Origin of the sequence: Moorena producens PAL-8-15-08-1, from assembly GCF_001767235.1 — a bacterium.
Lineage (GTDB): Bacteria > Cyanobacteriota > Cyanobacteriia > Cyanobacteriales > Coleofasciculaceae > Moorena > Moorena producens_A.
The window spans coordinates 2,320,595-2,334,421 of record NZ_CP017599.1 but is presented as its reverse complement, the minus strand read 5'-3'; the positions used below and the strand labels follow the sequence as shown (position 1 = coordinate 2,334,421).

Below are 13,827 nucleotides of genomic sequence, written 5' to 3'. Positions count from 1 at the left end.
AAGAATTAAATTCGCCACGGGTCGCACCTGAAAGTTTAGGGATTGAGTAGAACAAACGTACTGATTTTGACCTCTATTTTTTCCAATTGTAACAAAAATTTCTTTAATTAGATTTTTTCAAGTTACAATCTATACCAAATTGAGATGAGCTTACGACCCTGGGCACCTACCAGACTCCCAGAACTGGAGTGATGTCAGCTACAGTCTGCAGACACATCCTGAGCAGTCACCATAGCTCAGCTTTAAAAAGTCAACAATTAGGAATAGCCAAGGGAATCTTAATGAATCAACTACAGCAGTCGGAAATAATTTGTGAAACGCTGACCTTGGCAGAATCAGGTGTTCAGCCCTTTGGATTTTACAAATCAGATCGAATTGTTGTAGAGCAGGTATTCTCAAATCTCCCTTCCCTAAAAAAGGTAGCTATTAGCAGGGTTGACAAATTAACCGAAGGTAAAAATAACCAAAACTTTAAAGTTTCTACAGATAGTGGAGTTTTTGTTATAAAAATTTGTCATACATCAGAAGTGCAGCAAATTAACAGACAAGTAGACTATTCAATTATTCAAAAAGTATATGGTGCAGACCTTGGAGTGAAGCCGATCGCATTTGACCCCAAAAACAACTCAATAATTACTGAATTTATTGATGCGCCACTCTGGACTTTTCAAGAAATCAGAACTGCAGCAGCACTGAAGAGTTTTGGGGAATCTATCCGTAAAATTCATGAACTTTCACCGATTAGTCATACCTATCATATTAAAGATTTACTGGATAGATACTGGCATTCCTTAAACCAAAAATCTAATGATACAATAAAAAAAATCCAATACTTTTTTGAGATAACACGAAATAAATTAGATGCCTACCATCAATCTAGTGACATCAAGTTTTGCCATAATGATCTTTACTACGGAAATTTTTTGAAAGGTCAAAAAACTATATTTCTGGACTGGGAAATGGCGGGAATGAATGATAGTTATTCTGATCTTGCTGCATTTATCCATTTCCACCATCTCGATAACCAGCAAACTGAACTGTTTCTTCAAGCATACTCAAAAATATCTCTGAATAGAGATAAACTGGCCATCCACCAAGATGCCATCCTGCTAAGGGAATTACTATGGGTTCTCACCAAATTGCAAGAAGGCCATACTGACTATTTTTATGCTGATTATCGGCAACGATGTTTAAAAGCTGTTATGAATAAGCAGGCAAAGCTATTATAACCATGGCAAAAGTTGTGATGATTTCAGGTGCTAATCGCGGCCTAGGCAAAGCAATTGCACTCAAACTCTATGAATATGGCTTTCTTCTTAGCCTTGGCGTCAGAGAGTTAGATCGGGTAACCAAAGATATTTTAGCACTGCCAAAGGATAAGGTGTTATTGGTTTCTTATAATTCAGCTTATCCCAATACAGAACATGAATGGATTAAAAAAACGCTCGATGTCTTTCATAGGATAGATGGCCTAATTAATAATGCTGGCATTTTTCATTCCGTGGATATTGAAGATGATAACGAGGAACTACTCGATAAAATGCTGGATGTAAATACAAAAGCACCGATACGTCTTACACGTTTGGTTTTACCGTATTTGCGTCAGAGCAGTGAAGGCCGGATTATTAACATTGTTTCCAACGGTGCTAAATACATTCAAGACAGTAAAGTTGGCTATTCTATCAGTAAGTTTGGATTTTTAGCGGCATCACATGCCATGTTCCATGCCGCTAAAGAAGATGGTGTAAGAGTAACTGCGCTTTGCCCAGGATGGGTTAACACAAATATGGCAAAGGACTCTTCTCCTTTATCCCCAGAAAAGATGATTCAACCAGAAACTATAGCCGAGATAGTGCTGATGTTATTGAATCTTCCTAATACAGTAGTAATTCCTGAATTAATTGTTGATAATCCATGAGGAGATTTAGATGAAAAACATTTTGTTATTAGGTTCGGGTGTGTCAGTTGCTCCTCTGTGCGACTATCTCAATGAACGAGGCTATCACATTACTGTAGCCTCTAGGAATAAGATGACTGCAGAAGAAATTGTCAATCAGCATTCAAGCCGCAGTTTCTATCCTATTGACATTGATCGGTCAAATCCCGAAAATCAGGCTCTTGATCAATTGATTAAAGAAAGTAGTATTGTCATCAGCTTTTTACCTGGTCCCTATCAGCCCCTTGTGACAAAATACTGTCTGGAACATAGTGTGTCATTGATCATGACCTGCCATATCGGCTACTTGTTCAAGACTCAGCAAGAATTTGAACAATTGGATCAACAGGCAAAAGAAAAAGGCATTGCCATTGTGACAGAGGCTGGCACAGATCCTGGGTATGGCAGCATGATCGGTAAAAAGCTCATTGACGATGTGCATGCTAAGGGCGGAGAGATTATCGATCTCTGGTATCATGTTGGTGTACTACCCTGTAATCCTAATATTAATCCGTTTGGTTATAAGTGTTTTTGGGCTCCTAAAAAATCCCTTTTTGCTTCGGTTAAGATCAAAGATGGCTCTGGAGACTGGATCAAGGACTCCCAGATACCCCTGATTCCAGGAGACAAAGTTTATTTAGAAACTAGAACGGTTGAAGTTCCCAATATAGGGACATTTGAATCTCGTCCAAATTCAGATTCTGGAGCGTATCTATACCCTAAGGTTTACGGCATTGATAATGTTAGAAACTTCTATCATGGAACATTAAGATACCCTGGTTGGGGAGAGACCTTACAGGGATTGATTGATCTTGGCTTCTGTGATACACAATATCGCCCTGAGCTGCTTGAGAAAACTTATCAGGAAATTCTGCTAGAACTGTGTGGCAGCACAAATGGTGATGCTAAAGCCTTGGTTGCTCAGAAATTGGGTATACCAGTTTCCCATGATATTATCATGCGCTATCAATGGCTGGGTCTGTTTGACGACAAGCCTATTATTCCCCCCAAAGATTCGCCCTCCTATTGTGATGTAATCTCTGACTTACTGGTTCAGAAACTGGGGGTTTATCAGCCAGGGGATACAGAAGTGGATCAAATTATCATGTATTACGACATGCTCGTGCAATACCCTGACAAAAAAGAACGCATCATTTCTATAACCAATCCTTCTGCTAAACCGGGTGACCATTACTCCATCTGTTCACAACTGACCTCCAAGACCGCTGCAATGATTGCTAGAAGATTATTGGAAGGTTCCCTGAATCTTACAGGTCTGAAATATCCCACTATTCCTGAAATTTATGAGCCTGTTCTACAGGAGTACGCAGAGGAAGGTATTATATCAAGTCTGGTTGAATACCCATAATTAAAGAGAGGGTGGGGAGATAGGGAGATGGGGAGATAGGGAGATGGGGAGATAGGGAGATTGGGGGAAGAGAAAGTTGTACGTTTGGTATAAGCATATGCGCTACCTCACAGGCTAGAAGCCTGTGCCACGCAAGCTACTTGAGGTGCTGACTGCTGACCGCTGACTGCTGACTGCTTACGATTCAACTGACTTCAAAATCCCCTCTTCTAACTGATAAATTGCTGTCATAATCCCAGTTTCAGGATTGTTCAACAGAGATTTTTTGACCTGTTTTAAGTATCCTAATATATTGCTGCGTAAAATAGGTTTCTCGACTTTCAGAGTGTGACGATAATCCCAAACATCCCAAATCAATAAACCGATACCAGCCAGGGGATCAATTATACTTGCTCCTAACTCCGTTGCCACTAAACCACCGGTTTTTGCTGCCATTTTACTGGCGGCTTTCCCAGCTAGTTTGCTGCTAACTTTACTGGCTACTTTTCCTCCCATGGAAACCAGAATAGGTTTAGCTACCAAGTAACCACTACCGCCAATTAACAATTTCAGGGAAATATTGGATAGGTTACCTTCCGTATCATTAATAGTAGTGGAAATTTCGTTAATATATCTATCCCACTGACCTTGAGGAATTTGATATTGGCTTTGGATGTCACTAAGATTGTTGCCCAAATCAGCCATATATAATTCAATCGTATCATTCGTTATTAGTTCCATCCTCATTTGAGCATTCTGAGGAAGCAGTACTCGTTTAGAAAATTCTTTTTGGAAGGTCTCGGTAAGTTTGGCGTCAATGGCTTGCTTGCCAGAGGGAAGGTTGGGATTGATTTGATGCATGATAGCCGACGCTCCCCACATAAACGGAACTGAAAGTTCCATCTTTTTTTGATTAAAATAATCAAAATACCAATCCAAAAAACTATCCACACGGGGGATTAACTCGGCTTCCCAAACATCTAATTCCTGGGCGGCAAACGCTTCAGCACTGGCGTGAGATGCTTTGACGGCATCAGCAACCGCTTGATTAACTTTACTAAAGTCGGGACGGGGTTCAATAACAACTGTTGATTCAGTGGAGGGGTTAATTTGAGCAGGATTGGTGGAATGGGGGATGATAAGTTTGCTGACTAAGGGAATGAATACAATAATAATTACTACAGTCCAAATCAGTGGAGCGACTGACTTAATTAGTTGGGTAAAGGCTTGGAAGCGCTCTGTTTTTTGGGTATAAGTTACTTCCTCTTCCTGACTCATAGTGATTTCTCCACGGATTTAGGACTAGTATAGTTTATACTATTTTAATAAATTTTTTTGTCAGCATTCAGCTATCAGCTTAAGCGCTACGCGCACGCTACGCGAACAGCTATCAGCTATCAGCGGTCAGCTCAATACTGACGGCTGACCGCTGACGGCTGACGGCTAAATGTTTACCTATTCTTTGAAGTAATTAACTGGACTTAATTTCAGAGGTAAGCTCACTGGCGATCGCTTAGGTAATAGCGATTACCCAGGTACAAAGCTGCTGCCATAGCTAGTCCTGGCAAGGTAATAACCGCTGCCCAAGGAGAGCGTAACCAATTCACTTGCTCGGATCTTATGTAGTTAATGGACTTCTTGTACATACAAGATTCAGCTGGACTAACTGAACCCAACAAAACAGCACTGGCAATTCCAGTAGTTGATAGGAAAGCAATTAAGGTTAATTTGGGTTTGAGCATTGTTGAGATTCCCCGCTAGTGTCACTTCGCTAATTTTCCTTAGTCTAGCTTTGTTTATGCGATCGCTGGTTGCAGGTTAGCAGGTTGCTGGTTAGCTGGTTGCAGGTTGCAGGTTGCTGGTTAGCTGGTTGCTGGTTAGCAGGTTGCTGGTTAGCTGGTTGCTGGTTAGCTAGTTGCAGGTTAGCTGGTTGCAGGTTAGCTGGTTGCAGGTTAGCAGGTTGCTGGTTAGCTGGTTGAATAATCAAAATCTCCCCATCTCCCCATCTCCCCATCTCCCCATCTCCCCACCCTTCCATGGCACCTACCTCCTGAGTGCCTAGTTAATGTTACCTGGTCTGGAGGAAATGGGAATCCTATATAGTGAGTCCGGTTGAATTGGTCCCATTGGCCGTATACCCTCACCTAGGTATGTCACCCATGAACACAACTCCTCCCAAAATTAAAGGCTATTGCATCACTGACCTGGTCTACCATGGGTCGAAAACCTTAGTTTATCGTGGCACTAGGAACAATGACCAAACACCAGTAGTACTCAAACTGCTCAATAATCCCTATCCCAGCTTCCAGGAACTTGTCCAGTTCCGCAATCAGTACACTATTGCCAAAAACCTTGACCATCCCGGAATTATCAAAATCTATAGCTTGGAGTCCTACCACAATACCTTGGTATTGGTGATGGAAGACTTTGGTGGCATTTCCCTGGAAGACTATACCACCTTTAGCAAAGACCTAAGAACGATCACAGATGAGGTAGAGCATCCCGGTATGATCACCGGTATGGTCAGTGATCACTCACTTCAGAAATTTCTCGACATCGCCATTCAAATCGCTTCCATCCTGGATGGACTCTATCGCCACCGAGTCATCCACAAAGACATCAAGCCTAGCAATATCCTGATTAATCCCACCACCAGTCAAGTCAAATTCATTGACTTCAGTATTGCCTCCCTACTCCCGAAAGAAAGCCAAATCCTGACTAGTCCTAACTGCCTCGAAGGTACCCTGGCTTACCTGTCTCCGGAACAAACCGGACGGATGAATCGCGGCATTGACTACCGCAGTGACTTTTATTCGACGGGGATAACCTTCTACAAGCTGCTGACCACAGAGTTACCCTTTAGCACTACTGACCCGATGGAGTTGGTTCACTGTCATATTGCTAAACAACCATTACCTCCACACCAGCGTAACCGAGCTATTCCCCCAATCCTGTCCCAAATTATTAGTAAACTGATGGCTAAAAATGCTGAAGACCGTTATCAGAGTGCTTTGGGGCTTAAGTATGACTTAGAACAGTGTGCGGATCACTGGCACCGATTGGGGACAAGCGCTGAGATTAAGTTGGGTAGTCGAGACATTTGCGTTCGCGTAGCGGCTCCTACGGAGCATCGCTTCGTAATTCCGGAAAAACTCTACGGGCGTCAACCGGAAGTAGATACCTTACTCGCCGCCTTTGAGCTAGTCACTCAAGGAACGACAGAAATGATTCTAGTCGCTGGCTTTTCCGGCATTGGTAAAACCGCTGTGGTCAATGAAGTCCAAAAACCGATTGTGCGGCAGCGGGGTTATTTCATCCAAGGTAAGTTTGACCAGTTCCAGCGCAATATTCCCTTTAGTGCCATAGTCCAAGCACTGCGGGACTTGATGGAGCAATTACTCACCGAAACCGATAGCCAACTGATGCAGTGGAAAGCACAAATTCTGTCTGCTGTGGGTGAGAATGGTCAAGTGATGGTGGATGTGATTCCAGAATTAGAAGGGATTATCGGTAAACAGCCTCCGGCTGACGAACTTTCTGGTACGGCAGCTCAAAATCGGTTTAATTTGCTCTTTAGTAAATTTATCCAAGTGTTTACCACTAAGGAACATCCCCTAGTGATTTTCCTCGATGACTTGCAGTGGGCAGATTCGGCTTCGTTGAAGTTGCTGCAAGTCTTGATGGCAGAAACTAATACCATACATCTACTGCTAATTGGTGCTTATCGAGATAATGAGGTAAATCCTACTCATCCATTGATGCTCACCTTGTCCGAGATGGCCAACGTTGGTGTTTCACTGAATACAATTACCCTCGAACCCCTGAGCAACTCTGACTTAAACCATCTGATTGCCCATACCCTGACTTGTGGGATAGAACTGGCAGAACCCTTGACCAAACTAATAGCTCAGAAAACTAAAGGAAATCCGTTTTTTGCGACCCAATTCCTGAAATCCCTCCATCACGACCGATTAATCACTTTTAATTTTGAGCAAGGGTATTGGCAGTGTGACATCGCTGAAATTAGACGCTTGGCTCTGACAGATGATGTAGTATAATTTATGGCACTGCAGTTACAAAAGTTGCCAAAAGAAACTCAGGATGTCTTGAAACTAGCGGCTTGTATTGGCCACCAATTTGATTTGGATACCCTGGCGATTATCCATGATAAATCCCCAATTGAGACAGCGGTTTATTTATGGAAATCTCTGCAAGAAGGGTTAGTTTTACCGACAACTGAAATTTACAAATTCTTTACCGTTAATAGTAATTACCCATCGAGCACTCAGGAAAAATTCCGCCAATTACCAATCCCCAATCCCCAATTCTCAATCCCGGATCACCAATCCCCAAGTTACAAGTTTTTACATGACCGAGTCCAGCAAGCCGCTTATTTTCTGATTCCGGAAGACCAGAAACAGTTAACCCACCTAACCATTGGGCAACTGCTGTTGAAAAATATCCCGACAGCAGAACGAGAAGAGAAGATTTTTGATATTGTCAATCAGTTGAATTATGGTGTGGAGTTAATTACAGATCTTGCTCAGCGAGATGAATTAGCTCAATTAAATCGTATTGCTGGAGAAAAAGCCAAGGCGGCCACGGCCTATGGGGCGGCTTTTAACTATTTAACAGTAGGTCTGGAATTGCTAGGGGAAAATAGCTGGCAACGTCAGTATGACCTAACCCTAGCCCTATATCAAGCTGCCGCCGAGGCCGCATACCTCAATACCGACTTTGAACAGATGGAGCAAATGGTAATGGTAGTTTTGGCACGAGGGAAAACACTACTGGACAAAATCAAAGCCTATGAAGTCACCATTGAAGCCTATAAAGCCCAAAACCGGCCTGAGCAAGCCATTACCAGCGGGCTGCAAGTGCTGAAATTATTGGGGATAGAACTCCCCCAACAGCCCAGTCCAGAGGATATTGAGCTGGCCCTAAACCAGACACAATCGGATTTAGACGGTAAAGAGATTGAGGACTTAATTGATTTGCCGGTGATGACCGCACCGGAAAAACTAGCGGGGATGACTATCCTCTGGCGACTGATACCAGTTACTTATCTGACGAATCCTCTACTGTTTCCGTTAGTCGTTTTGAAACAGGTCAATCTCTCCCTGCAAAATGGTAATTGTCCTGTGTCTGCTCTGTGCTATGTATCTTACGCCATCATTCTCTGGCAGGTCTGTGGAGATATCGATGGCAACTATCGATTCGGTCAACTGGCTCTGAGGTTATTAGCACGGTTCAATGCTACAGAGCTTAAATGTATAGTACTGTATGCAGTCAATTTCGCCACAAAGCCCTGGAAAGTGCATCTGAAAGAAACATTAACCCCTTTGCTAGAGGCTTACTCTGTCGGGCTAGAAACTGGAGATTTTGACCAATCTGCCTTCTCTGCGGATATGTACTTAGAACATTCCTTTTGGCTTGGCAAAGAGTTGGCTGAGCTTGACCAGACCTGTGCCAACTATCATCAAGGGATTGATCAACTCAAGCAAGAGATGCCACGTCAGCTTACTGCGATGACCTGGCAAGGGGTCTTAAATTTGCTAGGACAAGCTGAAAATTCTTGCTGTTTAAAGGGTGAAGTCTACGACGAAGAGATCATGCTCCCACTCCATCAGGAGTTCAATCACCTCAGGGCACTTTACACCCTACATCTGTATAAATTATTCCTCTGTTATCTATTTCAGGATTATCAGCAAGCTTGGGAACAAGCCATCATTACCGAAAATTATTTAGATGGAGTACCAGCCGCTTTCAATGTTGCGGTTTTCTATTGGTACGATTCTCTGACTCGCTTAGCTCTCTATCCTGAACAGAATCACGCTCAACAACAACAAAGTTTAGATAAGATAACTAAAAATCAAGACAAGCTCAAAACATGGGCAGACCATGCCCCGATGAATTATTTGCACAAATTTTATTTAGTAGAAGCGGAGCGCTATCGTGTTTTGGGTCATTTGCTTGAGGCTATGGAGTATTATGACCGCGCTATTGCTGGAGCAAAAGAAAACCAATACATCCAAGAGGAAGCCCTGGCTAATGAACTTGCTGCTAAATTCTATTTAGAGTGGGGTAAAGAAACCATTGCCCAAGCCTACCTGAGTTGTGCCTACTATGGCTATAGTCACTGGGGCGCATTAGCTAAAGTGGAGGATTTGGAAATTCGTTATCCCCAATTTCTCGATTCCATTCTTACCGAGAAAACTATCAATATAAGCACAGGAGACACGATCACCAACCTCACTAGTCAAGGGGTTAATACCACCACTAAAAACGCTTCCACTGTTTTGGATTTGGCTACGGTGATCAAAGCATCCCAGGCTCTGTCTGGGGAAATCCAGTTAGATCAGTTGCTCTCCACGTTGATGCAAGTGGTGATGGAGAATGCTGGAGCTGACAAATGTGCTCTGATTTTGGTCAAAGGTGAGAGGTTAGTGCTCCAGGCGATGGAAACCGCTAATCAACTGGCTCTGGTGGAATCTATACCAGTGGAAGAAAGCCCAGATATTCCCCAAAGTGCGATCAATTATGTTAAGCGGAAATTGGAAACTTTAGTTATCAACGATATCACTGTTGAGACTATCTTAGCTGCTGACCCCTATTTTATCCGTCAGCAACCCCGGAGTGTAATGTGTACTCCAATCATCAATCAAGGTAAACTAATTGGCTTACTTTATCTAGAAAATCATCTCACCACTGGAGCTTTTACACCAGACCGATTAGAAATATTAAATCTGCTCACCTCCCAAGCCGCTATTTCTCTCGAAAATGCTCAACTTTACAGCAATTTAGAAGACAAAGTTGCCGAACGCACTGCTGAATTAGCACAAGCCAAACAAGCGGCTGATGGGGCTAACCAAGCTAAAAGCGAATTCCTCTCCAATATGAGCCATGAATTTCGTACTCCTCTCAATGGCATTCTGGGCTATGCTCAAATCCTCAAGCGAGACCGGTACCTCGGCACCAGGCAAATCGATGGTTTAACGATTATTGAGCAAAGCGGCAACCATTTGTTAACTCTGATCAACGATATTTTAGAATTATCTAAAATTGAAGCTCGCAAAATGGAACTTTACCCCAGTGACTTACATTTTCAAACTTTTATCGAAAGTGTGGTAGGTATTATTCGCATGCGTGCCTTAGAAAAAGATATTTTGTTCAAATACGACCCTGTGGGGGATTTACCCAATGGGATTAAAGCTGACGAGAAACGGTTGCGACAAATATTAATTAATCTCTTGGGCAATGCTGTCAAATTCACTGACCATGGTGAAGTAATCTTGCGAGTTAGCTTAATTGACCAACAAGAGACAGCTGCAAGCCCCCTAAATCCCCCAATTCTGGGGGACTTTAACTCAAGAACCCCCCAAAGTTGGGGGGCTAGGGGGGCGAAACTTGCTGTAATTGAGCAACAAGAGACTGCTTCAAGCCCCCTAAATCCCCCAATTCTGGGGGACTTTAACTCAAGAACCCCCCAAAGTTGGGGGGCTAGGGGGGCGAAACTTCCTGTAATTGACCAACAACAAACCGCTTCAATTATCCGTTTTGAAGTTATTGATAGCGGCGTTGGCATGTCCCCAGAACAGTTAGAAACAATTTTCCAACCCTTTGAACAAGTGGGTGATACCCAACGGCGCTCTGCTGGCACTGGCTTAGGCTTAGCCATCTCTAAACAACTGGTGGAGTTAATGGGGGGTCAACTGATGGTAACTAGTGACTTCGGTAAAGGGTCTACTTTCTGGTTTGACATCCCTTTTCCTGTGGTCAAAACCGTTACCAAAGCTCAACCGGAAATCGTGGATCAAATTAAGGGCTACAAGGGTAAACCATGCCAAATCTTGGTAGTGGATGACCAACTGGAAAATCGCTTAGTTTTGCTCAACATGCTCGCACCAATGGGCTTTGATATCGTCACCGCTGAGAATGGTCAACAAGCAGTAGATATGGCTAGTGAACTTCACCCCGACCTGATTTTGACTGATTTAGTGATGCCAGTTAAAACTGGCTTTGAAGCGGTTAACGAAATCCGACAAATTGCTGAGCTTAAAGACATACCAATCATTGCTGTCTCAGCTAGCGTGCTGGATATGGATCAGAACAAGAGTAAGAGAGTTGGCTGTCAAGCTTTTCTGTCCAAACCGATTGACCAGAATCAATTATTCGCTTTATTGGGGCAATATTTACCGATTGAGTGGGTGTATGAACCAATTGATGACATGGGTTTGAGCAAAAATGGCACGATCTCAGGTCAGACAGCAGCAATTATCCCACCGCCCCCTGAGGAAATCGAAGTACTCTATGAATTAGCCATGCTTGGCAGTATGAGAAAGATTCGCGATCGCGCTATGTTCATCGAACATCTCCATGAAGACTATCGGCCTTTTGCTAATAAACTCAAAGATTTAGCGGATGGATTTCAAGAACAAGCGATTTTGAGTTTAGTGGAAAGTTATATGAATTGAGTAGGGAGTAGGGAGTAGGGAGTAGGGAGTAGGCAAGAGGCAAGAGGCAAGAGGCAAGAGGCAAGAGGCAAGAGGCAAGAGGCAAGAGGCAAGAGGGAAAAAATCCTGTGTACCTGATTAGCCTAGAAAACGCTATAAAAGAGGTAAGCATTCGCTTAATCTGAGTTAAGTTACAGCGTCGTTCGCACAGCGTGGCCATTCGCGTAGCGTGGCCAAAGGCCAAGGCCAAAGCCTGTGCCACGCTATTCCCAGATCCGCTGTTCCCTGTTCCCTATTCCCTGCTCCCTGCTCCCTGCTCCCTGTTCCCAGATCCGCTGTTCCCTGTTCCCTAAAAACCTCACCTAATTGAAAACCGCTAGATCACGATAGATATCATGGATACCATTACCCTAGACTTTAAGGGAATCGTTCAACTAACTGATGAGCAATTTTGGCAATTGTGTCAACATAACCGTGACTATCGCTTTGAACGTACTGTATTGGGAGAAATTTTGATCATGTCTCCAACTGGTGGAGAAACCAGCAATCGCAATGCTGATCTGATTTATCAATTACAAGCATGGAATAGAAAGCATAATTTAGGGGTTGTTTTTGATTCTTCTGGTGGATTTAAACTACCTAATAATGCCGACCGCTCTCCTGATGCGTCATGGATAACTAAAGAAAGATGGGATGCTTTGACTCTACAGCAACAACAAAAGTTCGTGCCTTTGTGTCCTGATTTTGTGCTTGAGTTACGCTCTCCTACTGATTCTCTCAAGAGATGTCTTGATGCAGTCGCTCATGGGGGAAACCCCCAAGACCGCGCTGCATCGCTACAAGCAAAAATGCAGGAGTATCAGGAAAATGGAGCCCGTTTGGGTTGGTTAATCGATCGGGAAAATAGACGAATTGAGCGTTATCGTCAGGGTAAACCAGTAGAAATTTTAGAATTTCCAACAAGTCTATCTGGAGAAGAGGTTCTCCCTGGTTTTGTTTTGGATTTAAGGACTATTTGGTAATTGGATCTAGGAAAGGGAATAGGGAACAGGGAATAGGGAATAGGGAATAGGGAATAGGGAATAGGGAATAGGGAATAGGGAGTAGGGAGTAGGTAAGAGGTGAAAAATCCTGTATACCTGATAGCTATGAAACACCCTTTAGAGGATATCTGAAAAGTTTTTTGATACTGAATTTTGCCCCCCTAGCCCCCCAATTCTGGGGGGAACAAGAATCCAATTGGCTGGTAAAAGTCCCCCAAAATTGGGGGATTTAGGGGGCTTGGATGTAGCAAATGATACTTCTCAGACAACCTCTTAGTAATTTTATCATCCCTTGATGATGTTGGGATACAAAATTACTGAACCACAAGTATTGCATTCCCAATTCCCGATGTAAGCTATCAGCTATCAGCTATCAGCTATCAGCTATCAGCTATCAGCTAATGCGCTACATCACAGCGTCGAAGCCTGTGCCACAAAGCTAATGGACTTTTCCCCAGACTTTAAATTCTCATTAATCTCGAACTATTAAATTCTCCCAAATGAAGTTTCTTTTAAGCTGACCGCTGAATGCTGACCGCTGAATGCTGACAAAAAAATAGCCGTAGAAATACTATCCACGGCTATTTCAATGACCTATGTCAGAAGTTTCCGAACCAATCCGGACGTGATCCGATGGGATTGGCCAAGGGGGGGAAACCCCCCCAGAAATTTAAAGTGTTATGGCAACAACAAATACTTGGTCATTATAGTAATGAATTCCCCTGGAACCTCGGTGGGCTGCAGAGGACTCCATTCGGAAATCTCCGCATAGCGCAGCGCATAAAGGGCGTACATCGTGTTGAGTACTGCTTTACGAGACCCCTTTAAGATGTGCTTAACGGGTTGTTTCTTGGAGTTTGGAGTAAATTCTGACATAGGTCAAAAACTCAATTTGTTTACATTGATTATTGTAATGATTATATATTTATTTTTCAAGGGTTTTAGGAAGTTTTTTTTGGGAAGTTTTAGAGTTAGTTAAAACAAGTTATTTGACCTATAATACGCTAGATAATTTTATTTTTTAACAGCACTTTTTGTTGGTCTAAT

Annotated in this window: 12 protein-coding genes; 7 read left to right on the top strand and 5 right to left on the bottom strand. The window is 43.0% G+C overall.

Going from position 1 to position 13,827, the window contains the following annotated elements; all coding sequences use genetic code 11:
- Positions 1-281: 281 nt before the first annotated feature.
- From BJP34_RS08990 to BJP34_RS08980, 3 genes are read left to right on the top strand one after another with little or no spacing between them, the layout of a single operon-like run.
- Complete coding sequence (locus tag BJP34_RS08990; protein ID WP_158517098.1) at positions 282-1,229, top strand: phosphotransferase; 948 nt, start codon at positions 282-284, stop codon at positions 1,227-1,229.
- Between the two features lie 2 nt (positions 1,230-1,231).
- Positions 1,232-1,918, top strand: a complete 687-nt coding sequence (locus BJP34_RS08985) for an SDR family NAD(P)-dependent oxidoreductase (RefSeq protein ID WP_070392052.1) — start codon at positions 1,232-1,234, stop codon at positions 1,916-1,918.
- 10 nt (positions 1,919-1,928) lie between these two features.
- Positions 1,929-3,305 (top strand): saccharopine dehydrogenase C-terminal domain-containing protein, encoded by a 1,377-nt coding sequence (locus BJP34_RS08980; protein ID WP_070392051.1) that lies wholly within the window; start codon positions 1,929-1,931, stop codon positions 3,303-3,305.
- A gap of 177 nt (positions 3,306-3,482) precedes the next feature.
- On the opposite strand, the gene BJP34_RS08975 is transcribed toward BJP34_RS08980, so the two are convergent.
- The 3 genes from BJP34_RS08975 to BJP34_RS08965 form a co-directional block, all read right to left on the bottom strand.
- Positions 3,483-4,562, bottom strand: coding sequence for a hypothetical protein (locus BJP34_RS08975; RefSeq protein WP_070392050.1), 1,080 nt, complete (start codon positions 4,560-4,562; stop codon positions 3,483-3,485).
- Positions 4,563-4,783: 221 nt separating this feature from the next.
- The gene (locus tag BJP34_RS08970; protein WP_008180935.1) at positions 4,784-5,026 is read right to left on the bottom strand and encodes a hypothetical protein; all 243 of its coding nucleotides are present in this window, start codon (positions 5,024-5,026) and stop codon (positions 4,784-4,786) included.
- 44 nt (positions 5,027-5,070) lie between these two features.
- Positions 5,071-5,322, bottom strand: coding sequence for a hypothetical protein (locus BJP34_RS08965; protein WP_070392049.1), 252 nt, complete (start codon positions 5,320-5,322; stop codon positions 5,071-5,073).
- Between the two features lie 121 nt (positions 5,323-5,443).
- On the opposite strand from BJP34_RS08965, the gene BJP34_RS47215 reads away from it, so the two are divergent.
- The 4 genes from BJP34_RS47215 (at position 5,444) to BJP34_RS08950 (ending at position 12,759) form a co-directional block, all read left to right on the top strand.
- Positions 5,444-7,342 (top strand): AAA family ATPase, encoded by a 1,899-nt coding sequence (locus BJP34_RS47215; RefSeq protein ID WP_070392048.1) that lies wholly within the window; start codon positions 5,444-5,446, stop codon positions 7,340-7,342.
- Between the two features lie 3 nt (positions 7,343-7,345).
- On the top strand, positions 7,346-11,758 hold the full coding sequence (locus BJP34_RS47210; protein ID WP_070392047.1) for an ATP-binding protein: 4,413 nt from the start codon (positions 7,346-7,348) through the stop codon (positions 11,756-11,758).
- Between the two features lie 191 nt (positions 11,759-11,949).
- Complete coding sequence (locus BJP34_RS42800; protein WP_158517097.1) at positions 11,950-12,090, top strand: hypothetical protein; 141 nt, start codon at positions 11,950-11,952, stop codon at positions 12,088-12,090.
- Between the two features lie 42 nt (positions 12,091-12,132).
- Positions 12,133-12,759, top strand: a complete 627-nt coding sequence (locus BJP34_RS08950) for a Uma2 family endonuclease (RefSeq protein WP_070392046.1) — start codon at positions 12,133-12,135, stop codon at positions 12,757-12,759.
- Positions 12,760-12,765: 6 nt separating this feature from the next.
- Here the strand turns inward: BJP34_RS08950 and BJP34_RS48600 are convergent, their stop codons facing one another.
- Both BJP34_RS48600 and BJP34_RS47205 read right to left on the bottom strand, forming a co-directional pair.
- Positions 12,766-12,894, bottom strand: coding sequence for a hypothetical protein (locus BJP34_RS48600; RefSeq protein WP_267876520.1), 129 nt, complete (start codon positions 12,892-12,894; stop codon positions 12,766-12,768).
- 564 nt (positions 12,895-13,458) lie between these two features.
- The gene (locus BJP34_RS47205) at positions 13,459-13,656 is read right to left on the bottom strand and encodes a hypothetical protein (RefSeq protein ID WP_083305068.1); all 198 of its coding nucleotides are present in this window, start codon (positions 13,654-13,656) and stop codon (positions 13,459-13,461) included.
- Positions 13,657-13,827: the final 171 nt, after the last annotated feature.

Excerpts from the sequence above, each read along its gene's own strand:
- BJP34_RS08990 (WP_158517098.1), top strand. The coding sequence starts at position 282 with ATGAATCAACTACAGCAGTCGGAAATAATTTGTGAAACGCTGACCTTG.
- BJP34_RS08985 (WP_070392052.1), top strand. The coding sequence starts at position 1,232 with ATGGCAAAAGTTGTGATGATTTCAGGTGCTAATCGCGGCCTAGGCAAA.
- BJP34_RS08980 (WP_070392051.1), top strand. The coding sequence starts at position 1,929 with ATGAAAAACATTTTGTTATTAGGTTCGGGTGTGTCAGTTGCTCCTCTG.
- BJP34_RS08975 (WP_070392050.1), bottom strand. The coding sequence starts at position 4,562 with ATGAGTCAGGAAGAGGAAGTAACTTATACCCAAAAAACAGAGCGCTTC.
- BJP34_RS08970 (WP_008180935.1), bottom strand. The coding sequence starts at position 5,026 with ATGCTCAAACCCAAATTAACCTTAATTGCTTTCCTATCAACTACTGGA.
- BJP34_RS08965 (WP_070392049.1), bottom strand. The coding sequence starts at position 5,322 with ATGGAAGGGTGGGGAGATGGGGAGATGGGGAGATGGGGAGATGGGGAG.
- BJP34_RS47215 (WP_070392048.1), top strand. The coding sequence starts at position 5,444 with ATGAACACAACTCCTCCCAAAATTAAAGGCTATTGCATCACTGACCTG.
- BJP34_RS47210 (WP_070392047.1), top strand. The coding sequence starts at position 7,346 with ATGGCACTGCAGTTACAAAAGTTGCCAAAAGAAACTCAGGATGTCTTG.
- BJP34_RS08950 (WP_070392046.1), top strand. The coding sequence starts at position 12,133 with ATGGATACCATTACCCTAGACTTTAAGGGAATCGTTCAACTAACTGAT.
- BJP34_RS47205 (WP_083305068.1), bottom strand. The coding sequence starts at position 13,656 with ATGTCAGAATTTACTCCAAACTCCAAGAAACAACCCGTTAAGCACATC.